This window comes from Okeanomitos corallinicola TIOX110, assembly GCF_038050375.1.
Lineage (GTDB): Bacteria > Cyanobacteriota > Cyanobacteriia > Cyanobacteriales > Nostocaceae > Okeanomitos > Okeanomitos corallinicola.
Genome location: NZ_CP150886.1, coordinates 3,468,936 through 3,489,899 on the forward strand (window position 1 = coordinate 3,468,936; position 20,964 = coordinate 3,489,899).

Genomic DNA, 20,964 nt, shown 5'->3' on the forward strand with positions numbered 1-20,964 from the left:
AAAGATTCAAAAAATACATCATAGCTCGTGATTTCTACCATCTAAGTCTTAATCTTCTACATCTACTGCCGCATCATCATCATCACCGTCATAGGTCAGATCGTCAAGATCAATAATTTCTGAGATTTCTTCTACGTTATTATTGAGATTAGTAGATTCTACAGGTTCACGTTCTATTAATCTTCCTGTAGACTTGAGCCATTCTAAAAGTACAAATTCATTACTTGTACGAATTACAGTAGCTCGTTGGTTGCGGGGTTGTTCATGCAATGGTCCATCAAGCATAAAATATATATTGCCTAAGATTCTCGGTTGTATGGATGAAAATGTAATCTATTGTCAGGTAATTGAATTGTTTAGTTTTTGATCAAAGCTGCAAATTTTAACTCCTGACAAGTAAATCTTCTACCCAATTATAGACTATTCTTGATGAAAATCAATTATTCGTTACCAGGATACTTTTTGCTACTGATTCTATCACAGGTATTACTGATAAGCGATTCCCTTTTTTAACTACTAATAATTCATCACCGTTAAATTTTTCTTTGAGTGTAGATAATAAAATTGGTTGGGAAAATTCTTCTACAAATTCTACTTTTACTGTCTGCCAACGTGGTGATTCTGGGGTAGATTTAGGATCATAATATTCACTATCTGGATCAAATTGGGTGGGGTCAGCAATACCTGTTTCTACAATTTTCATTAACCCGACAATACCAGGAGGTTGAGTATTAGAATGATAAAAAAAGGCTAAATCTCCCACTTGCATTTGTTTTAAAAAGTTACGGGCTTGATAATTCCTCACACCATCCCAAATAGTTTGTTTTTGCTGTTGTAAATTATGAATACTGTATGCTGCTGGTTCTGATTTCATTAACCAGTAATTAATATTTGGCATTTATTTTTTTATAAATTAATACGATATTGGCAGGGGTTTAGCAATGCTAAACCCGGACAGGAATTAATAATTAAAAAGCTAATTCTGCTATTAACTAGCGACTAATTTCCCCCAACCAATGTAAGGTAATTTACCTGCTGTGGCTTTTACCTGTTCTGCATTGGCTACCAGTTGTCCGCAAGCGTCCCAAGTTCCAGCCACAAAAGCGGTTCTTGTCCCTTCACTCATCACCACCGGGGCGGTAAAATCATTGATTTGTACTTGCAATTTTTCCAAATCTATGGTAATGGCTGCTTGGGGATGGGCGGTAACTAATTCTTGTAGTTTTTTAACTGTTGTTTCTTCTGCTATTACGCATGGTATTCCCATTGCTACACAGTTACCAAAGAAGATTTCGGCGAAACTTTCACCAATGACTGCTTTTATGCCCCATTTGGCGAGTGCTTGGGGTGCGTGTTCTCTGGATGAACCACAGCCGAAGTTACGGTTAACTATTAATACTTTTGCCCCTTGGTATTGGGGTAAGTCAAAGGGATGTTGACCATTTAAGGCGGTTCTGTCGTCAATAAATACCCCTACTCCTAAGCCGTCAAAGGTGATGGCTTTCAGGTAGCGGGCGGGGATAATTCGGTCTGTGTCTATATCATTGCCAATTAGAGGAACGGCGTTACCTGATATTTGTTTTACTTCACTTTGCATAATTAATGAACCATGAAGGCACGAAGGACATTTTAACTCTAAAAATATATCAAATTGATTATAGAGAGGTTTCACATCGGATATTATTTATCGTTTCTATATGCTTCTTGAAGGAAGCTTCTATAAATTTCTGGATTTCTGGTTTTGTAATAATTACTTGATTAATAATGGCTTCCATACTTACTTGAAATAAAATTACAGCTTGTATGCAAAATTGAAACTCATTTTGACGTTTAGATGCTAATTCAATGGAAACATTTTGGCAATCTAATGCATTGTAATTATATTCAATGAGTTGTTTTCCTTCGCATACTGCTTGGTAAGCATGAGACAACATTTCTCCTCCCTTCAAACCACAAAATTTTGCAATATCAAAATCATATTCTGGTGGTACCATTTGATTTAGTTGTCTTTGTTTTTTGCTTTTTTCCTATGGGGCAGGTTTCTAGTCTAGCCTTTTTTTCACTCCCCTCCTCGCTTGCGGGGAGGGGTTAGGGGTGGGGTTATATGGGATTACAGCATTTCCCGCACATCGGCGACTTCACCTTTAATGGCGGCGGTGGCTACCATTGCGGGACTCATTAACAGGGTGCGGCCGGATGCTGAACCTTGTCTACCTTTAAAGTTACGGTTGGAGGAGGAGGCGCTAATTTGTCTACCTTGTAATTTGTCTGGGTTCATGGCTAAACACATGGAACACCCTGGTTCGCGCCATTCAAAACCTGCTGCGACGAAGATTCTATCTAGTCCTTCGGCTTCGGCTTCTTGTTTAACTCGTTCTGAACCGGGTACGACAAAGGCTTTGACTCCCTCTGCAACTTTGCGTCCTTGGGCTATTTTGGCTGCTTCTCTCAGGTCGCTGATGCGTCCGTTGGTGCAGCTACCAATAAAGCACACATCAATTTTTGTGCCTTGGATGGGTTGACCAGGATACAAGTCCATGTAGCGATAGGCTTCTTCGGCTACAAAACGGTCTTCTTCTGCTAATTCTGCGGCAGCGGGAACTTTTTGATCAATACCGATACCTTGACCTGGTGTAATTCCCCAGGTGACGGTGGGGGGTATGTCTTCGGCATTAAATACTACTACATCATCATATTCGGCATCCGCATCACTCCGCAGAGATTCCCACCAGGCAACGGCTTTGTCCCAGTTTGTATCTTTGGGAGCGAAGTCTCTATTTTTGAGGTAGTCGTAAGTAATTTGATCGGGGTTGACATATCCGCATCTTGCCCCACCTTCAATGGCCATGTTACAAACGGTCATCCGTTCTTCCATGTTCATCTGTGCAAAAGTTGTTCCTGCGTATTCATAGGCGTAACCTACGCCACCTTTTACTCCCAATGTCCGGATGATATGTAAAATTACGTCTTTGGCGTAAACTCCGGGTTTGAGTTGGCCGTTTACTTCGATTTTTCTAACTTTGAGTTTTGATAATGCTAGGGTTTGGGAGGCGAGAACGTCTCTAACTTGGCTTGTACCGATGCCAAAGGCGATCGCCCCAAATGCACCATGACTAGATGTGTGGCTATCTCCACAAGCAATGGTCATTCCCGGTTGGGTTAATCCCAGTTCGGGAGCAATAACATGAACTATACCTTGATTTCCCGAACCAATATTGTAAAAAGTTATGTCATTTTCTTGACAACTCTTTTCTAATGCCTGGATCATTGCCTCTGCCATGCTATCCACAAAGGGACGAGCTTGATTTTCAGTAGGAACAATATGATCAACTGTGGCTACTGTGCGTTGGGGGAATAAGACTTTTAAACCCCTCTCTTTGAGCATAGCAAAGGCTTGGGGACTGGTAACTTCATGAATAAGATGGAGGCCGATAAAGAGTTGCGTTAGTCCTGATGGAAGTGTACCAACGGTGTGTAAGTCCCAAACTTTGTCAAACAGAGTTCCCTTGCTCATACGTCAATTTATGTTAAAGGAGTCGAGTTTATAATCTTATCAGAAAATGGTACTCCGTAAATAATTCCAACTCTGGTTTTGATGAATTTCTGTATGGTCATACAAACTCGTTTATGTACAGATTGTTAATAAATTGTTAATAAATATAAACTTTATCTGAACTTTGAATGTTCATAAAATAACATTAGCATTCACACTTTATAATAGAAGTATCATTACATCTATAGTTCAATTTACTTACTGAGCTTAGTTTTTTAATCATCAGAAAACTTTTTTACATCAAACTACTTATATAAAGCACCTGCAATAGAAATCAATAAATAGGTGAAATCTCCAAATTAATCTATGTCTAATCGTCCTATCTACCTTGACTGTCATGCAACTACACCTGTAGATGAACGGGTACTAAATGCTATGATTCCTTACTTTACAGAAAAGTTTGGCAATGCCGCTAGTATTAGTCATGTTTATGGTTGGGAATCAGAAGCAGCAGTTAAACAAACTAGAGGAATTTTAGCGACTGCTATTAATGCTAACCCAGAAGAAATTGTTTTTACCAGTGGAGCAACAGAAGCTAATAATTTAGCCATCAAAGGTGTAGCTGAAGCTTACTTTTCTAAAGGTCAACACATTGTCACCATAGCAACAGAACATAAAGCAGTTTTAGATCCTTGTGAATATTTAAAAGGTCTGGGTTTTGAAATTACAATTCTCCCAGTTAACAAAGATGGTCTAATTGATTTAGAACAATTAGAAAAAGCCCTGCGTGATGATACAATTTTAGTGTCTGTGATGGCTGCCAATAACGAAATAGGCGTTTTACAACCATTAGCAGAAATCGGTAAAATCTGCCGAGAAAAAGAAATTCTCTTCCACACAGATGCTGCCCAAGCTATTGGTAAAATTCCCTTAGATGTAGAAGCATTAAACATTGATTTAATGTCTTTAACTGCCCATAAAGTCTATGGGCCAAAAGGTGTTGGGGCTTTATATGTTCGCCGCCGCAACCCCAGAGTTAAACTAGCAGCACAACAACATGGGGGAGGCCATGAAAGGGGAATGCGTTCTGGAACTTTATACACACCCCAAATAGTTGGCTTTGGTAAAGCTGTAGAAATTGCCATTGCAGAACAAGAAACAGAAAATCAAAGATTAACAGAACTGCGGGAAAGACTTTGGCAACAGTTATCTAAAGTTGAGGGAATTTATTTAAATGGACATCCTCAAAAAAGATTAGCAGGAAATTTGAATATTAGTGTTGAAGGTGTGGATGGTGCGGCACTTTCTTTAGGTTTACAACCGATAGTAGCAGTATCTTCTGGGTCTGCTTGTTCTTCTAATCATGTTGCACCTTCCTATGTATTAACAGCATTAGGACATCCTGAAAAATTAGCTTATGCTTCTGTCAGGTTTGGTCTTGGTAGGTTTAATACTGTGGAAGAAATAGATAAAGTTGCACAACATTTTATTACTACTGTGAACAGTTTACAAAGTACCTTGGCAGTTAGTCGTTGAAACTAACAGTTAAAGATTGTGGTGCGGGCATCTTGCCCGCTATTTTCATCAATCTAATCAGCTATTTTCTAATATTTGCAGAATCTTAGCATACAAATATTTTACTCTTTCTATTTGCGTTTCACCCAAGGAAACATAATAAGTTAAACCGGGTGCGCTATTAATTTCTAAGAGGGTATAATCTAGCAAAGGTTGAGTAATATCAGAGGTAAGAATATCAACACCTGCTAGTCTCAATCCCATGTTTTTAGTGATATTAATTGCCAATTCTTGAAAATCAGGATGAATATGATCAGTGAAATCTACTGCATCACCACCTGTAGAGAGATTGGCATTATCTAAAAGATAAACTACAGTATCTTGATCAACTATACTATCAAAAGTGAGGTTTTGTGTTTTTAACTTTTGCAACATCCGAAAATCTTGTAAATCAACTAATACTTTTTTATTTATTTGCCTTAATTTTTGTTGTTTTTTGATCAATAACTCTCTAATAGTAGAATTACCATCACCAGTTATAGATAAAGGTATTCTCTGGTAAGCGGCAATTATTTCATTATCTAAAGCTAAGATTCTAAAATCGCTACCGCTATAAAATTTTTCTACAATTAATCCTGATTGAATTGCTAAAATTTTCTCTGCTACTTGATAGTATTCATCTTTTTTATATACCTTGGCTACCAAACATCCTTGACTTAAATTTAATGGTTTAACAATTACAGGTAATCCTAATTCTTGGGCATAATTCCAACCATCATGGATGTTTCTAGGGTTGCTAATATTTGCACAGATTTTATCATTAAAAAAAGTATGTCCTGCTGTTACCTTGTAACCCAGTTGGTTGAGAAAATAATTAGAAAACCCTTTATCTTTAGCTAAATTAGCCGCACCATAACCATTAATATCTAGTTTATTGTGATCAAATATTGAGGTTTTTCCATTTTTAAAGGTGATGTGTCCAATCAATTGATATTCTGGCTCTATTAAAACAGTAGCTCCCATTTCTGTGGCTACTTGTGTTAAAATTGATGTTATTAATCTCATATAATTATGGGAATTAGCCTATTTGTTACCTAGTAGATTCTAGGATGTTATGTAACTATTTTACAAGCAATTTTGTGATTTTATTAACAGAGTAACCAGATAAGTTTTAGTATATTTACTGTTAGTACCTGAACTAACTAAATAAATTAATTTTCCTCGGTTTTATTGCTGAGTTAAAACAATTTTGTTGCACTAAGTATTGACAATCACAAAATTATGTAATAACAAGGTGGCATCAACAATTAAAGGCGCTAGTGTTATCCCCCCTAAGAGACACACCAACGCCAAATACTCAAGTTTATACGGTTAATATAATCATGCCACAAAACTCAGATTTCCAAGAGAAAAAATCAGAAAATCAGGCAATTTCTTATAGAAACCGGCTGAATAGTTGGACTATAGCTCGTTTGGTTGCACAACAAAAACGGATAATTGTTGCTAGATTCCGTACTAGATCAGATGCAGATGGTTATATTCAGCACTTACGGCAACAAGCACCCCAAGATGCTTTTGAGATTTTCTTTGATTCTCAAAGCAAAGAAGCGACAATTTAAGCTCACGTAATTCTTAGATCCCCAGCTTGTTGAGAAGGTGGGGGATCTAAACCTGAGTTTGAGAACTTGCTCAACGGTAAGCGGCTGTTTCTAGATTTTTCAACCCCTGTAAAGAACCACGAAAAAACTTGTTGATTTTGTTGATTGAGATGTTGACAATTTTGTTCTAAGAATTGCTGTAGTGATTTCATCCCCATCGGGATTCCTATCACCTGGGTTTGAAAATCCTGCACACGACTTAAACCACGACAAACAGCTTGATATTCTGAACCGTTGGGTACTAAAATTGTGTTAATTATTGGTGCTATCTATGTTTTTGAACATTTTTAAAAAACCAGAATCTATAACTGCTAATCTGGACATAAATCCCAGTTGGTATATAGCTTACGGTAAATTAGATAATGTAGATAATTCTATAGAAAATGCAATTTGGCAAGATGAAAAATTAGCAATAATTTCCACACCCTCAGAATTTGCCCTCAGTCCTCAAAAAAGATTTGTAGTAGTTGGGGATATATGGTTAAGTAATCGTGATGAATTAATACAAAAATTAGCCATTGATGATCACGAAAATATTAGTAATCAACAAATAATTGCCCATCTGTGGGAAAAATATAACTCCCAATGTTTAACCCTATTATTAGGAATGTTTGGGTTAGTCGTTTGGGATCGAGAAAAACAAATATTATCTTTAATTAGAGATGCCGTAGGTAGCCGGACTTTATATTACACTAATACTGGTTCAACTCGCTGGATTGCCCCTAAATTAACCACCCTTAACCCTTATCGCAGTAATGATTTAGATATAGTAGCATTACGGGATTATTTATGTTGTGCATTTGTGCCAGGAGAAAGAACAATGTGGCAAAATGTCCATGAAATTCGTCCTGGGACAATGATAGAAATGCCATCAGATAAAGTTTATCACTATTGGCAACTGCAAGAACAAGTTAAAGATATCAATCAACCTTTAGAATTTTATAGTCAAAAATTATATAATTTACTTGAGCAAGTAGTTACAGAATATTTACCTCAAAATCAACCTGTGGGTGTGTTTCTTTCCGGTGGTTTAGACTCTAGTTGTATCACAGCATTAGCAGCAAAATTACATGATGCACCAGTTCACACCTACTCAATTCATTTTGGCGAAGAAACACCAAATGAATTAGAATTTTCTGGTTTAGTTGCCCAACATTGTCAAACTCAACACCACGTTTTAGAAATTACCTTTCCAGATATGTGGGAAAAGCTGCCACAAACTATGTTACATCTGGATGATCCAATTGGAGATCCTTTAACAGTACCAAATTTTTTATTAGGAAAATTAGCTAGAGAAAATGTCCAAACTATTCTGAATGGAGAAGGCGGAGATCCTTGTTTTGGTGGACCTAAAAACCAAGCTATGTTAATTAATAGTTTGTATGGATATATTAATAACCAAGATTCTCTACAAGCATATTTAATATCTTTTAAAAAATGTTTTCTGGATTTACCACAACTGTTAAAACCAGAAGTATTAAAAACTTTAAACACTGAATTATCTATATTTGCTGATGATTTAAATTCTCAAGATAATTACCTGAATAAATTAATGTCTTTGAATATTAAATTTAAAGGTGCAGATCATATCCTGACTAAAGTTAATAACTTAACCCAAGCTGCAAATTTGCAAGGTTTGTCACCATTATTTGATCAGCGGGTAGTGGATTTAAGTATGGAAATTCCTCCAGAATATAAACTTTCAGGAGTAGAAGAAAAAGCAGTTTTAAAAAAAGCAGTCAGCGATATTTTACCCGATACAATTATCAATCGTCCTAAAAGTGGGATGATGGTTCCTGTGCAATTAGGTTTTAAAAAATACTGGCAAAAAGAAGCCAGAAAATTATTATTAACTAGAAATAATGAAATTTCTACCTATATCAATCAGGAAGTATTACGAAATTGGTTAAATTTTAAAAATGATACCTGGGGAAGATACGGTGTGAAACTGTGGCTATTAGTAAGTTTAGAAATTTGGTTACAGGTGAATAAAAATAAATAAAAATCACTCCAAACCCCACACAGGAGAAAATTTGAGCAATACTGGTACAAGTAAGGAAAGTTAACAGAACATTACAAACATGACAATTCGACCCAGCGACACAGCTTTATTAGATTGGAGTGGTGATACCTTAGCAATTGGTTTATTTGAAGATGCAGTGGAGTTAACAGGCGATTTAGCGACTTTGAATGAGAAAAGTGGCGGAATTATCCAAGAAATCATTGCTGAAGAAGAATTTACAGGTAAAGTGAATAGTACCGTTGTCATTCGGGTCGGTGCTAGTTATCCTGTGCGGAAAGTGATTTTAGTGGGTTTAGGAAAACCAGAGGCACTAAGCTTAGAAAGCTTACGCCGTGCTGCGGCTACAGTGGCGCGAAGTGCGAAAAAGCAAAAAACTAAAACTTTGGCTATTAGCTTACCTGTGTACAATCATGAACCAGCAGCTACAGCCCAAGCGATTACAGAAGGGGCAGAATTAGCACTTTACCAAGATACTCGCTTCAAATCTGAACCAGAAGATAAAAATCCCGATATCGAAACTATAGATTTACTGGGGTTAGCAGGACAAGAAGCAGCTATTACCCGTGCAGAACAAATTGTCTCTGGGGTAATTTTAGCTAGACAGTTAGTAGCAGCCCCAGCTAATGCGGTGACACCAATTACAATGGCAGAAACCGCCCAAGCTATAGCCAAAGAACATGGTTTAGAATTACAAATTCTCGAACAAGAAGATTGCGAAAAATTGGGTATGGGGGCATATTTAGGAGTTGCCCAAGCTTCTGACTTACCACCTAAATTTATTCATCTTATCTACAAACCCACCACTACACCTAAACGAAAATTAGCGATTATTGGTAAGGGTTTAACCTTTGACTCTGGTGGTTTGAATATTAAAGGGGCTGGTAGCGGCATTGAAACCATGAAAATTGACATGGGTGGCGCGGCGGCTACTTTGGGTGCAGCTAAAGCTATTGGGCAGTTAAAACCAGATGTGGAAGTTCACTTTATCTCAGCCGTTACCGAAAACATGATTAGCGGTAAGGCTATGCACCCTGGAGATATCTTAACCGCATCCAATGGCAAAACAATCGAAGTTAACAACACTGATGCTGAAGGGCGTTTAACCTTGGCTGATGCGTTAGTTTATGCGGACAAGTTGGGTTTGGATGCCATGGTTGATTTAGCTACCCTGACTGGTGCTTGTGTTGTGGCTTTGGGTGATAATATTGCTGGTTTATTTACACCAGATGATGATGTAGCTGCCCAATTACAAACTGCTTCAGAAAACGCAGGTGAGAAACTTTGGCGGATGCCGATGGAGGAGAAATATTTTGAGGGGATGAAATCTGGTATTGCGGATATGAAAAATACTGGACCTCGTTATGGTGGTTCTATTACTGCATCTTTGTTTTTGAAACAGTTTGTTAAGGATACTCCCTGGGCGCACCTAGACATTGCCGGGCCTGTTTGGGCGGATAAGGAAAATGGTTACAACGGTGCTGGTGCTACTGGTTTTGGTGTCAGAACTTTGGTTCATTGGGTTTTGAGTTAACCTCAGTTGAACCAGGTGACAGGTTACAGGTTACAGGTTACAGGTTACAGGTTACAGGTGACAGTAATAGGAAATAAGAAAGAAATTTATTTTTATTATCCTATGTACGGGCGAACGGCCGTTCGCCCCTCCTGACTTAAAAGCGATAATTGCGATCGCCTATCCACATACTTGTGGGTACAGCATTACCTTGAGGATCTACTTTTACCTTAACTGTAATTGGTGTTGTGCGTCCGTTGCGGTTTTGCTGTATTTGGGACAAATCATTATTAATTTGCTGTCTTTGTTCTTCGGAGACATAATAATTTTCCAGACCATAATTAATTACACCATCTTGATAATTACCCTTTAACGCCACCTGGTTATTAGGTAAATAAATGGGGCGATCGCTACTTACACGTACAGGCCGCCAAGCAGGAGGAACAGCACGATTAAAAGTTCGTTGTTCTTGCAAAACCAAATACAAGGTACTACCCTGATTAATTCTGCCATTTCTAATTGAATTTTGGTCTACCCAATCTCTCCATCCTGGTAATCTTCTCAAGGTATCTGTGCGAGAAATATTATAATCAAAGGATACAGAAGAACCTTGCAAAACATTATTAGAATATTCAGGTATAGTTTGCAAAATTACAGTTTTACCTGTCATTTCTGTATACATTGCTTGACTGGGAACTGCTAAAATTAACCCTATTTGTACCATCAAAGGAGCGATTAGCCGCCAAATCGGTAAAGGTTGATTTGCTTTTTGTTCAGTTGCAATTAAGTAATCACGAAAAGTTAACTTTTCAGAAAATTCTTTTTCTGGAGTTAAGGTTTTATTTTTGTCAGGTGAATTATTTGCCATGATCAATAAATAATAGGTTAACTGTTAGTTATCAGTTATTAGTTATCAGTTTTTTTCTAATGACTAATGACCAATGACTCATAGGATATTCAACGCAGAGACTTAATATATTTGTTAATTCTAATGCACAGATGATCTACGACTTTTTAGCTGTAGAACGTTCCTGTAAACGACGTTCAAACCATAAACCAGCAGAAATCAAACCAGAACCACACAACACGAACACTAATGATCTAAACAATATATCAGTGTCATATTCTAGCACTCGACTGATGACTTGGAGGATGAATAATAACATACCAGACCAAAAAGCAGTTCTGTGACTTAACTTCAATCCTTCTTGAATTAATCCCCAAGCTAAAGTTATCAACAGGATATTGAAAATAAAAATTCCCAATTCAGTAATTTGACCAATACTTTGATGCCAAAAAGGGATAATGACAATGAAACCGAGAAAAATACTAATTACTGTGATCGTAAAAAATACTTCTCTCCGGATAGGATTATTCTGATGACGAAAGAGAAATAACCATTGCAAAACTACTAAACCACTGATAATTCCTAAATCAATTATAGGCACAGCTTGCAAAACATTCGAGAAATTGGTAGGTGAATTACCAAAACCAGAACTAAAAGATTGCCATTGCCAACGGAAGGATAATAAATAAAACACCACACCAAAACAGACTAAGGACAAATTACGGGCTATGGGTTGAAATAACCGATAATTAATATTGGGAAAAAGTAAATCATCATAACTCCAGAATAATGCCGGAGGAAGTGCTAAAGCAAAAGAAGCTACCCAAGGAATGACATTAGAAAAAGTTAATAACGGTAAAGGGTTGAGATTGTATTGCAGAGATAGAGTAAAGGCGATCGCTGCCAAGACAAAAATAATCCGTGAACGACAAATATAAGCCAAAGGTACAAACAATAACCAAGAAATTAATGGTGTATGTCGTACAGCTAACCGCGCCCAATTTAATTCACTACCAGCAGACCAAAATTCCCTCAAACCCAACCAATAGCCAATTTGTAACAAAACAATAGCCAAAACCCCCAAAGAACTCAGAGATAGGCTATAAGCCATCACCAAAACCCCAAAACCCCAAGCTAAAAATAACTGTGGTGCTGAACCACTAATGTTGAAAATTTGCCCCATTAACATCAAAGTTGCCCCTAAAATTAAGGCACTGAGAATTAATAAAGCCTCGCCTAAAAGTCGTTTACCCTGTTGTGGTTTTTTCCCACTCGCAGCCGCAAGACTAGGTTCTCTCCAAGTCAAAAAACCAGTAATAGCAGTTGATAAAAACCAACTCATCAACAAGATAAATTTAATTTCTCTTGACCATGTTTGCCAATTTGCTGCTACAAAGATAATGATCCCTAAAATTAACAGTAAACCACCACCAGCAATGGCTATTAACCCAGAACTTTCTTTGGCAGCAGCCTCTATTTTGTTAAATTGATAACGGTCTGCTATGTTTTGATATTGAGAAGAACTAATAAGTCCCTCATCCCGCCAACGTTGTGCTTCTTGGCGTAATTTTCGCGCAAAATTATCTAAGATCATGACCTCTCCGGTGTAATGGGTGAGTTTAACAACTGTCAAAAATGGTCAGCCTCTAGCCAACAGCCAAAAGTAACGCCGGACACGCATTAAAAATGCAATCTCTATGATGGTCATTATGTTTTCAGTATGCAGCCAAATACCCTAATTGCATTGTTTATCTGTAACAGTTATTAGACTGTGCTAAGTAGCTAAATTTACTCAATTTGGAAATATGGAAAAGCCTTCAAATTTATTACTAAAAGTTGCCCGTCGTTTATTTAATAATGCTGATGAACAAGCAAGGTTTATTGCAGCTTTAGTTGATCCTCAACCTTTTTCACCTTGTATTCTTTGGTGTCAAGAACGTCCCCAAATTTCACCTTTTGTAGTAGAAATATCAACACTTTGGCAACCTAAATTTATAGATAGATTAAACATTTCAGAAAAGCCTGGTCAACATTTTCTGCATCAACAAGGATATTTTTATTGTTTGGATTTTTCTTCTGTATTTGCTGCTTCTGTCTTGTTAACAATTAATCAACCAATATCTTTAATTTTTGATATGTGCGCTGCACCAGGAGGTAAAAGTATCTTTGCATGGAAGGCGTTACAACCTGATTTATTAATTAGTAATGAGGTGATTGGTAAACGTTTAGGGATGTTAATTTCTAATTTGAAACGTTGTCAAATTCAACCTAGTTGTGTAGTGAATCGAGATCCTAGTATTTTTGCAGAGAGTTTTTCTCAATCCAGTAATTTGGTCATAGTTGATGCACCTTGTACTGGACAATCTTTATTAGCTAAAGGTGGAAAAGCACCGGGATGTTTTCACCATACCTCAATTAATAAAAGTGCCAATCGTCAAAAAAGAATTATTGCTAATTCAGCCCAAGTTGTCGCCCCTCAAGGTTATTTGCTGTATATGACTTGCACCTATTCACCAGAAGAGAATGAACAAGTTTGTGAATGGTTTTTAGAAAAATTCCCTCAGTTTAAAGCTGTAAAAGTTGAGCATTTATCAACTTATCAATCACATTTAACTGATATTCCTTGTTATCGGATGTTTCCTCAAGATAGATTAGGTGCTGGTGCATTTACAGTATTATTGCAAAATACAGAGGATGGGGAAATAAAAGATGGGCAATTAGAAACAATCTTGGCGATGAGTAGGTATAAAAATATGATCACTCAGTCAGATGTAAATCAAGAAGATATCTGAGAATTATTAGTTATTTTCCTCAAATCATGAGCATTAATTTCTGATTTTTTATGGCTTAATTCTTGTAATTTATTTGTTAAATATGCAGTGAGGTTTTTAGCGTCTTTTTTGAGAGAACCATTAATATGATCTCTAACTTTAATTGGTTCACCAATATGAAGATTTACATCTGTACCCCAGTTAGGATAGGGTTGACTGTAGTTAATACCAACAGGAATAATTTTTATTTCTAACCCTGGATGAATAGATTCAGATGTCAAAGCTAAACGGGTAACACCGGATTTTAAGGGGTGAATTTTGCCATCTCGATAAATTCCACCTTCGGGATAAATTACTAACATTTCTCCCTGTACCATTAACTCTACCGTATGCCGTAAAGTGGCGATCGCCGGACGTTGAGTATCTACAGGAAAACCACCCATGCGTTTGACAAACCAGCCTTGTAGACCTTTACACTCGCTACTTGTCACCATAAAGCGCATATCTCGACCAGTAACACAGCGACCAGCAGCATAAGGTAAAAGCAAAGAATCCCAACGAGAACGATGGGTCGGTGCAAGTAAAATAGGTCCACTTTTGGGAATATTTTCTTGACCAGTAATATTAATTTTCCCAAAAAATGTAGGTAAAACTATCTTACGTCCCAAGTAATAAACTAAAGGACTTAACCAAGAGGAAACTTTTGATCTACTAGAAACAACCTTAGTATTTACAGAAGTATTTACATAGGTAGTATTTACACAAGTATTGGTGAATTGAGATTGAGATTTGGTAGAAGCAGTGTAAGTTTCCATCATGACAGTGGCTAAGAATTAACGGATAAAATGTAACGCAAACTTGATTATGTCCACCGTAAATTTTCTTGAGTATTTTGTGTTTTCCTCTTCGGACAGTTTTATCTCTGTCTGTTATTTATGCTGATGCCTCCTAGTTGTAAACCAATCTTGTAATTGTTGACGACAGGCTGATTCTAGAATACCTCCGACCACTTGTAAACGGTGATTAGAGGCAGGGCTACTGGGGATGTTAATAACAGTGCGAATAGCACCAGTTTTGGTATCGTCCACTCCATAGACCAATGTGGCTAAACGTGCATGAACTATAGCCCCAGCACACATAGGGCATGGTTCAAGGGTGACATAGAGGCTACATTGGTCTAAACGCCAACTTTGTAAACTTTGTGCTGCTGACCGAATGGCAATTACTTCCGCGTGTGCTGTGGGGTCTTTGTCTCGTTCTTTTCTGTTTTCCCCTTCACCAATTAAGTTACCCGATGGATCAATAACAACTGCACCAACGGGAACTTCACCAGCATCACCAGCTACCTGAGCCAATTTTAGGGCATGGTTCATCCATTTCTGATGTTTTAGATATTCATTCTGCATTGGGTATTGGGTTATTGTTATTATTCTTCCCTTAACTCCCCATCACCCCATCACCCCATCACCTAACCCCAGGCAGGATGAGCTAATAAAGAAGCCATAACTCTGACTCCGCGTAGTTGATTAGAGAGGGGTAAATGACCTCTAGGGGCGCTTAAATCCCATGTAAACTCTCCAGGGTAGCGAGTCCACTTATTACCGTCTTTCCAGCCGATTTTGGGCCATAAGCTTTCCCAGTTCCTACCCAGTCCCATCCAAATTTCTCGCTGTACAGAAAAGCCAAATTTACCTTCTGAGTGAACTAACCAAAGATGATCAATTGTTTGCAAATCTTGAACAGGAAAATTTTCAACCTCAGTAAAATACAACCATTTTCTTTGGACTGCTTGTGATCCTGCCATTGCACACATTTTTTGGATAGTCAACAGATCAGCAGCTTGAAATTCTTGCTGGATTAGAGATTGTTGCAAAGAATTGTAACTGATCCCGCAGTCGGATTTTAGAGGTACAATTCCTTCAGGAAAGTTAGTTTCTAGAAATTCCTTAGCTGTAGGTGCATCAGAGTTGTAGACTACTTGGTAAGCTTTGCCATCAATCCAAGTTGCTGGAGTGTCACGACGTTTCAGTAGGAATTCCTGCAACACCTCTAATCCTTCATTACCCAAGTCAGCTAACTGTGGGATGATTTGTTGTTGGACTTTTTGTGACCCAGCGATTAATTTTTGGCGCAGGGAGTCTATGTCATTAGCAGTGCCTGATACAATCATTGGGTCTGTCATGCCATTACTCTTGTTAGCGTTTCAGTGAATAAAGAAAAGGAATCAGCTATTGGGCATTCTACAAAATGAAGCACAAATAGCGAAATGTAGTTTACTATTTTTGACTGTAGAAAACAGCGGCGATGTAACTGAAATCCAAGCCTGAGCTACCAATAATGTACCAGGTAAACCAGGGGATAGTCTGCGCCTCAAAGGGGAGAGTGGGTGAGGGGGAGATGGGGTGAGGGGGAGAAAAATGAGAAATTAGTCCTTTATTCCCCTGCTTCCTGCTCCCTGTCTCTTCTGACTCCTTGATATTTTATTTGGAATGTGTGAATTATGTACGAAAAGATTACCCCCCCAACGACTGGCGAAAAAATTACCTTCAAGAATGGTGAACCTGTTGTTCCTGAAAATCCCATTATTCCCTTTATTCGTGGTGATGGTACGGGTGTAGATATTTGGCCAGCTACGGAAAAGGTAATTGATGCTGCGGTCAATCAAGCATACAAGGGTAAAAAGAAGATTAGCTGGTTTAAGGTTTATGCTGGGGATGAAGCCTGTGATTTATACGGTACTTATCAGTATTTACCCCAGGATACTCTGACAGCAATTAAGGAATATGGGATTGCTATCAAAGGCCCTTTGACTACTCCTGTGGGTGGTGGGATTCGCTCTTTGAATGTGGCTTTACGGCAAATTTTTGACTTGTATGCCTGTGTCCGTCCTTGTCGTTATTATGCAGGAACTCCTTCTCCACACAAGAATCCCGAAAAATTGGATGTGATTGTTTACCGGGAAAATACGGAAGATATTTATTTGGGGATTGAATGGAAACAGGGTAGTGAAATAGGCGATCGCCTCATTTCTATTCTCAACAATGAACTTATTCCCGCTACCCCAGAACATGGTAAAAAGCAAATTCCCCTCGACGCAGGTATAGGAATTAAGCCCATTAGCAAAAGCGGTTCACAACGTTTAGTTAGACGTGCCATCAAGCACGCTTTACAATTGCCCAAAGCCAAGCAACAAGTGACATTGGTGCATAAGGGTAACATCATGAAATACACAGAAGGTGCTTTCAGAGATTGGGGTTATGAATTAGCAACCAGTGAATTTCGTCATGAAACAGTCACAGAAAGGGAATCTTGGATCTTAGGAAATAAGGAGAAAAACCCCAATATTTCCGTAGAAGAAAACGCCAGAATGATCGATCCTGGTTTTGATGGTTTAACTGCTGAGAAAAAAGCCCAAATTGTCAAAGAAGTGGAAACAGTTCTCAATGACATTTGGACAACTCATGGGAATGGGAAATGGAAGGAAAAGATCATGGTCAATGATCGCATTGCTGATAGTATTTTCCAACAAATTCAAACCCGTCCAGATGAGTATTCTATCCTCGCCACAATGAACCTCAACGGTGACTATTTATCTGATGCTGCTGCGGCGATAGTTGGCGGTTTAGGCATGGGGCCAGGAGCAAATATTGGTGATTCCTGCGCGATTTTTGAAGCTACTCATGGCACAGCACCAAAACACGCAGGACTAGATAAAATTAACCCCGGTTCTGTAATTCTTTCGGCTGTGATGATGTTGGAATTTATGGGATGGCAAGAAGCCGCAGATTTGATTAAGAAGGGCCTAGGTACTGCCATTGCTAATGGTGAAGTTACCTATGACTTAGCGCGGATGATTGAACCACCTGTAAAACCTTTGAAATGTTCTGAATTTGCTGAGGCAATTATCAAACATTTTGGTTAATTTTGGTTAATTACTGTTAAATAGAGGGGCGGGTTTTTCCCGTCCTATTTGTCAGAATCAGGATTTCCAGGATTAAAGGATGAACAGGATTGATAACTGGTATAAAAATCATGTTTAAGTCATAATATTAATATATCCTAATCAGAAGAATAGATATTTTTATGGTGATTACTCCTTTCCAACTCAACCTAAACACAGTTGATTTGTCCGATGAACAATTTTATCAACTATGTCAAAAAAACCAAGATTTACAATTTGAACTGACATCTACCGGAGAATTAATAATTATGCCACCAGTCGGAGGAGAAAGCGGTAACAGAGAAGCAGATTTAATTACTGATGTAAACATCTGGAATCGCCAAACAAAACTAGGTTACACCTTTAGTTCTTCCACTATCTTTAAATTACCAAATGGTGCTAAACGTTCACCTGATGCAGCTTGGATAAAAAAAGAAAGATGGGAAGCACTGACACCAGAACAAAAACGTAAATTTCCTCCTATTGTACCAGATTTTGTGATTGAATTAAGGTCAGCAACAGATAATTTAGAAACTCTGCATTCTAAAATGCAAGAATATATGGATGCAGGAGTAAAATTAGCATGGTTGATAAATCCTCAACAGCAACAAGTGGAAATTTATCGTTTAGGAAAAGATGTGGAATTACGAAGTTTACCTACAGAATTATTAGGGGAAGATATATTACCAGGATTTAGTTTGAGTTTAGATTGTTATTAAAATCTCTAGTTTCTACTACTTACTAACTTCAATCCTTATCCTGTTCATCCTTTCATCCTGGAAATCCTGATTCAGACAACCTCCTTTAAGGATGTGATTTTTCAACCCAACGCCGAAATAACTCTACTATGATTCTCCAGCGACTTTGATTTTCGACAATCACATCATGACGGTTTAAAATTTCTAAAGCTGCATTTAACTGACTTTCATCTATTCCCGTCAACTCAACTAATTCATTTACAGTTAATCCTTCTATATTTTGGGCAAGTTCACGTAAAATTATTTGTTGAGTATTATCATTTTCCCCAGCTTGACCCCAAACACCATTAAAATAATTACTACATCTGGTAAAAAATTCCGGTTTACTCACAACTGTTTCTACATCTTCCACCGTAAAAACATGGTCGCGGTCTTTTCCTTGTTCAAACACAAAATCATTATATAGTCGCACTAAATGAAAACCTACCAACCGGACTAAATAAGGTTGACCGTGGGTTAAATCATAAATTTTATCTAGTGCTGCTGGTGTATAGTCTAATAAAAAATCTTCAATAGCAGGGTTAGCAAGAATTTGACCAGTTGCACCAGGACTGAGAAAACCGACACGAATATTAATCACACTCCCAAAGAAGGGATGAAAGTAATCTGCGGTCATTTCATCTAAAGTGTGCAACCCTGCAAAAGCAAAAGCAACTTGAGGAGATGTTTGTAATAAACCTCTCAACAAATCCATAAAATTATTAGGAATTTTTTTTTCTTTTATTAAATCTTCAATTTTCTCAAATTCATCTATAGCAATAATTAAACCACCGGATAAATTTTTAATTACTTTTTCAAAATAGCGGTTAAAAGTCCGTTCAGGAAGTTTTAATAAATCATCATCATTGGGAGTGGGAATATTCACAACTTGGGAAATTTCATCACTAATAGCCATTAATACTTCTCCCACACCTTGGGTTACATCTCCTAACTTTAATAAATTCACATCAGCAACTTTTACTTGATTATCTAAAGAATTGGCAGCATTGCGTAAAATCGAAGTTTTACCCATGCGTCTATGACCATAAATAACTACTGACTGGATTTGAATACCTCTTAGCCAAAGTTCTTCTAATTGTCTAATAATATCTTCTCTACCAATAAATAAATTACCTATTACTGGGTCACCTATCACATAAGGATTATTTACGGATTTATTAATAACAACTTCCCCAACTTCCCCAGCAATTCGTAATAGTTGTTGTCGCCAGTTTTCGGCAATATCTATAATTAATCCTTTTTCTGCTGTGGGTAAAGTATCGGCTGTATTTAAAATAGTTGTCAGTTCGCCTAATACGCGATTTAAAGCCGAAGAACGAGATACATGGGAGACACTGCAATTGATAATTTTTACGTCTTCAATTACTCGCAGAAATCTATTTAATGTTTGCCAAGTGTGAGGACGTAATAAACCTGATGTGGGAAATATAGGTAATTGTAGATTAGCAATAGATTTTAATTCTTTAGCGTCGTTAAATGCTACCAGAGTTTCGGCAAGAATATACATTTCTTCACCATAGAGAAGAGAATGCTTGGTAATAAAATCATGGATAACAGTTTCATCCCAAGGAAAAATATCTATTTGTTGAAAAATATTTTCTAATGGTGATGTATTACCATTACTTTGACTATCCTTAAATAATGTTTTTAAAGGTTCATTCGCAGCAACAACTAATTTTAAACAAGCATTGCTACCTTCAGCTAAACCCCGTAAATGATCTCTCACATCTCTTGTAAATCCTGTTCCATTTAGTTTACCGACATTATCTAAAATTAATAATACTCTTTTGTTTTCCAAGTTTCTAGTGAATCTGTAACCCTTGCTTTCTGGTATATCAAGTTTTTCACAAATAGCAAAATAAAAATCTTCTTGGTCATAAATATTATTCATGTCTAGAAAAACATTTTGACGTGGTATTTTTAAAAACTTTTCTGATTGTTGACACACTGCATATAAAAAAGATGATTTACCAATTGCTGGTTCACCTATAATAGCAACACTACTGGAATTATTGAGCAGTTCAAATATTTGTGTTAGTTCTTGTTCTCTACCGAATAATTTTTCTGGGTTTTCTATTCTTCCAGTTGTGGGGATAAATGGATTTTGATTATTTGATGGAATTGGATTTGGTGTAGGAGTTTTTATAGGAAGAGAATTAGATGAATATTCTTGATAAAAGTGTTTAATGGGATTTTGAAAATTTTTTTTACTAACTAAAATTCCTAATTCTTCTTTTAATTTCTTAAATAATTTGCTTCCTAATTCTCTTGTATATTGATTACTTAGATTAAGTTTAGCGACAATTTGTTGATATTCCAGACCTTCCCAAATACCTAAAAAAAGACATTCTTCCACATTATCTAAGACAGGTTTTTCGTTTTCTCGCAATACATCATTGATAAATTTTAAAGCGTCTTGAGATTCCATTGAGCATATTTTGAGTTAGTA

19 protein-coding genes are annotated in these 20,964 nt (G+C 37.2%); 7 read left to right on the top strand and 12 right to left on the bottom strand.

Annotated features, from left to right (window positions below; translation table 11 throughout):
* Window positions 1-48 precede the first annotated feature (48 nt).
* The 5 genes from WJM97_RS15095 to leuC form a co-directional block, all read right to left on the bottom strand.
* A complete protein-coding gene (locus tag WJM97_RS15095; RefSeq protein ID WP_353929614.1) occupies window positions 49-285 on the bottom strand; it encodes a DUF3134 domain-containing protein in 237 nt (78 codons plus the stop codon).
* Window positions 286-436: 151 nt separating this feature from the next.
* Window positions 437-898, bottom strand: coding sequence for an EVE domain-containing protein (locus WJM97_RS15100; protein WP_353929615.1), 462 nt, complete (start codon window positions 896-898; stop codon window positions 437-439).
* 90 nt (window positions 899-988) lie between these two features.
* Window positions 989-1,597, bottom strand: a complete 609-nt coding sequence (gene leuD, locus WJM97_RS15105; protein ID WP_353929616.1) for a 3-isopropylmalate dehydratase small subunit — start codon at window positions 1,595-1,597, stop codon at window positions 989-991.
* Window positions 1,598-1,655: 58 nt separating this feature from the next.
* Window positions 1,656-1,994, bottom strand: a complete 339-nt coding sequence (locus WJM97_RS15110) for a hypothetical protein (RefSeq protein ID WP_353929617.1) — start codon at window positions 1,992-1,994, stop codon at window positions 1,656-1,658.
* Window positions 1,995-2,110: 116 nt separating this feature from the next.
* Entirely contained in the window at window positions 2,111-3,514 is a 1,404-nt protein-coding gene (gene leuC, locus WJM97_RS15115) for a 3-isopropylmalate dehydratase large subunit (protein WP_353929618.1), read from the bottom strand.
* Window positions 3,515-3,859: 345 nt separating this feature from the next.
* Between leuC and WJM97_RS15120 the strand changes: the two genes are divergently transcribed.
* Entirely contained in the window at window positions 3,860-5,029 is a 1,170-nt protein-coding gene (locus WJM97_RS15120; protein ID WP_353929619.1) for an IscS subfamily cysteine desulfurase, read from the top strand.
* Between the two features lie 57 nt (window positions 5,030-5,086).
* On the opposite strand, the gene WJM97_RS15125 is transcribed toward WJM97_RS15120, so the two are convergent.
* Window positions 5,087-6,073: a cyanophycin synthetase gene (locus WJM97_RS15125; RefSeq protein ID WP_353929620.1), complete on the bottom strand. Its 987-nt coding sequence runs from the start codon at window positions 6,071-6,073 to the stop codon at window positions 5,087-5,089.
* A gap of 317 nt (window positions 6,074-6,390) precedes the next feature.
* Here WJM97_RS15125 and WJM97_RS15130 point away from each other — a divergent pair, with 317 nt between their 5' ends.
* The 3 genes from WJM97_RS15130 (at window position 6,391) to WJM97_RS15140 (ending at window position 10,220) form a co-directional block, all read left to right on the top strand.
* On the top strand, window positions 6,391-6,627 hold the full coding sequence (locus tag WJM97_RS15130; RefSeq protein WP_353929621.1) for a hypothetical protein: 237 nt from the start codon (window positions 6,391-6,393) through the stop codon (window positions 6,625-6,627).
* Between the two features lie 310 nt (window positions 6,628-6,937).
* The gene (locus WJM97_RS15135) at window positions 6,938-8,668 is read left to right on the top strand and encodes an asparagine synthase-related protein (protein WP_353929622.1); all 1,731 of its coding nucleotides are present in this window, start codon (window positions 6,938-6,940) and stop codon (window positions 8,666-8,668) included.
* Between the two features lie 79 nt (window positions 8,669-8,747).
* Window positions 8,748-10,220: a leucyl aminopeptidase gene (locus WJM97_RS15140; protein WP_353929623.1), complete on the top strand. Its 1,473-nt coding sequence runs from the start codon at window positions 8,748-8,750 to the stop codon at window positions 10,218-10,220.
* 136 nt (window positions 10,221-10,356) lie between these two features.
* Here the strand turns inward: WJM97_RS15140 and WJM97_RS15145 are convergent, their stop codons facing one another.
* Window positions 10,357-11,067 (bottom strand): GDYXXLXY domain-containing protein, encoded by a 711-nt coding sequence (locus WJM97_RS15145; RefSeq protein ID WP_353929624.1) that lies wholly within the window; start codon window positions 11,065-11,067, stop codon window positions 10,357-10,359.
* A gap of 136 nt (window positions 11,068-11,203) precedes the next feature.
* Window positions 11,204-12,640, bottom strand: coding sequence for a DUF2157 domain-containing protein (locus tag WJM97_RS15150; protein WP_353933180.1), 1,437 nt, complete (start codon window positions 12,638-12,640; stop codon window positions 11,204-11,206).
* A 211-nt stretch (window positions 12,641-12,851) separates the two neighbouring features.
* Here WJM97_RS15150 and WJM97_RS15155 point away from each other — a divergent pair, with 211 nt between their 5' ends.
* Window positions 12,852-13,838, top strand: a complete 987-nt coding sequence (locus WJM97_RS15155) for an RsmB/NOP family class I SAM-dependent RNA methyltransferase (RefSeq protein ID WP_353929625.1) — start codon at window positions 12,852-12,854, stop codon at window positions 13,836-13,838.
* Here the strand turns inward: WJM97_RS15155 and WJM97_RS15160 are convergent.
* The 3 genes from WJM97_RS15160 to WJM97_RS15170 form a co-directional block, all read right to left on the bottom strand.
* Window positions 13,823-14,635 (bottom strand): 1-acyl-sn-glycerol-3-phosphate acyltransferase, encoded by an 813-nt coding sequence (locus tag WJM97_RS15160; protein WP_353929626.1) that lies wholly within the window; start codon window positions 14,633-14,635, stop codon window positions 13,823-13,825. The genes WJM97_RS15155 and WJM97_RS15160 overlap by 16 nt on opposite strands.
* 111 nt (window positions 14,636-14,746) lie before the next feature.
* Complete coding sequence (tadA, locus tag WJM97_RS15165; RefSeq protein WP_353929627.1) at window positions 14,747-15,223, bottom strand: tRNA adenosine(34) deaminase TadA; 477 nt, start codon at window positions 15,221-15,223, stop codon at window positions 14,747-14,749.
* Window positions 15,224-15,285: 62 nt separating this feature from the next.
* Entirely contained in the window at window positions 15,286-15,999 is a 714-nt protein-coding gene (locus tag WJM97_RS15170; protein WP_353929628.1) for a GUN4 domain-containing protein, read from the bottom strand.
* Window positions 16,000-16,317: 318 nt separating this feature from the next.
* Here WJM97_RS15170 and WJM97_RS15175 point away from each other — a divergent pair, with 318 nt between their 5' ends.
* Both WJM97_RS15175 and WJM97_RS15180 read left to right on the top strand, forming a co-directional pair.
* Entirely contained in the window at window positions 16,318-17,739 is a 1,422-nt protein-coding gene (locus tag WJM97_RS15175; protein ID WP_353929629.1) for an NADP-dependent isocitrate dehydrogenase, read from the top strand.
* A gap of 161 nt (window positions 17,740-17,900) precedes the next feature.
* Window positions 17,901-18,476: a Uma2 family endonuclease gene (locus WJM97_RS15180; protein ID WP_353929630.1), complete on the top strand. Its 576-nt coding sequence runs from the start codon at window positions 17,901-17,903 to the stop codon at window positions 18,474-18,476.
* An 85-nt stretch (window positions 18,477-18,561) separates the two neighbouring features.
* Here the strand turns inward: WJM97_RS15180 and WJM97_RS15185 are convergent, their stop codons facing one another.
* The gene (locus WJM97_RS15185) at window positions 18,562-20,943 is read right to left on the bottom strand and encodes an ATP-binding protein (RefSeq protein WP_353929631.1); all 2,382 of its coding nucleotides are present in this window, start codon (window positions 20,941-20,943) and stop codon (window positions 18,562-18,564) included.
* Between the last annotated feature and the right edge of the window lie 21 nt (window positions 20,944-20,964).

Coding starts and splice junctions, on each gene's coding strand:
- WJM97_RS15120 (WP_353929619.1), top strand. CDS start 3,860: ATGTCTAATCGTCCTATCTACCTTGACTGTCATGCAACTACACCTGTA.
- WJM97_RS15185 (WP_353929631.1), bottom strand. CDS start 20,943: ATGGAATCTCAAGACGCTTTAAAATTTATCAATGATGTATTGCGAGAA.
- WJM97_RS15170 (WP_353929628.1), bottom strand. CDS start 15,999: ATGACAGACCCAATGATTGTATCAGGCACTGCTAATGACATAGACTCC.
- WJM97_RS15160 (WP_353929626.1), bottom strand. CDS start 14,635: ATGATGGAAACTTACACTGCTTCTACCAAATCTCAATCTCAATTCACC.
- WJM97_RS15145 (WP_353929624.1), bottom strand. CDS start 11,067: ATGGCAAATAATTCACCTGACAAAAATAAAACCTTAACTCCAGAAAAA.
- WJM97_RS15110 (WP_353929617.1), bottom strand. CDS start 1,994: ATGGTACCACCAGAATATGATTTTGATATTGCAAAATTTTGTGGTTTG.
- WJM97_RS15125 (WP_353929620.1), bottom strand. CDS start 6,073: ATGAGATTAATAACATCAATTTTAACACAAGTAGCCACAGAAATGGGA.
- leuC (WP_353929618.1), bottom strand. CDS start 3,514: ATGAGCAAGGGAACTCTGTTTGACAAAGTTTGGGACTTACACACCGTT.
- tadA (WP_353929627.1), bottom strand. CDS start 15,223: ATGCAGAATGAATATCTAAAACATCAGAAATGGATGAACCATGCCCTA.
- WJM97_RS15155 (WP_353929625.1), top strand. CDS start 12,852: ATGGAAAAGCCTTCAAATTTATTACTAAAAGTTGCCCGTCGTTTATTT.
- WJM97_RS15180 (WP_353929630.1), top strand. CDS start 17,901: ATGGTGATTACTCCTTTCCAACTCAACCTAAACACAGTTGATTTGTCC.
- WJM97_RS15130 (WP_353929621.1), top strand. CDS start 6,391: ATGCCACAAAACTCAGATTTCCAAGAGAAAAAATCAGAAAATCAGGCA.
- WJM97_RS15150 (WP_353933180.1), bottom strand. CDS start 12,640: ATGATCTTAGATAATTTTGCGCGAAAATTACGCCAAGAAGCACAACGT.
- WJM97_RS15175 (WP_353929629.1), top strand. CDS start 16,318: ATGTACGAAAAGATTACCCCCCCAACGACTGGCGAAAAAATTACCTTC.
- leuD (WP_353929616.1), bottom strand. CDS start 1,597: ATGCAAAGTGAAGTAAAACAAATATCAGGTAACGCCGTTCCTCTAATT.
- WJM97_RS15095 (WP_353929614.1), bottom strand. CDS start 285: ATGCTTGATGGACCATTGCATGAACAACCCCGCAACCAACGAGCTACT.
- WJM97_RS15135 (WP_353929622.1), top strand. CDS start 6,938: ATGTTTTTGAACATTTTTAAAAAACCAGAATCTATAACTGCTAATCTG.
- WJM97_RS15140 (WP_353929623.1), top strand. CDS start 8,748: ATGACAATTCGACCCAGCGACACAGCTTTATTAGATTGGAGTGGTGAT.
- WJM97_RS15100 (WP_353929615.1), bottom strand. CDS start 898: ATGCCAAATATTAATTACTGGTTAATGAAATCAGAACCAGCAGCATAC.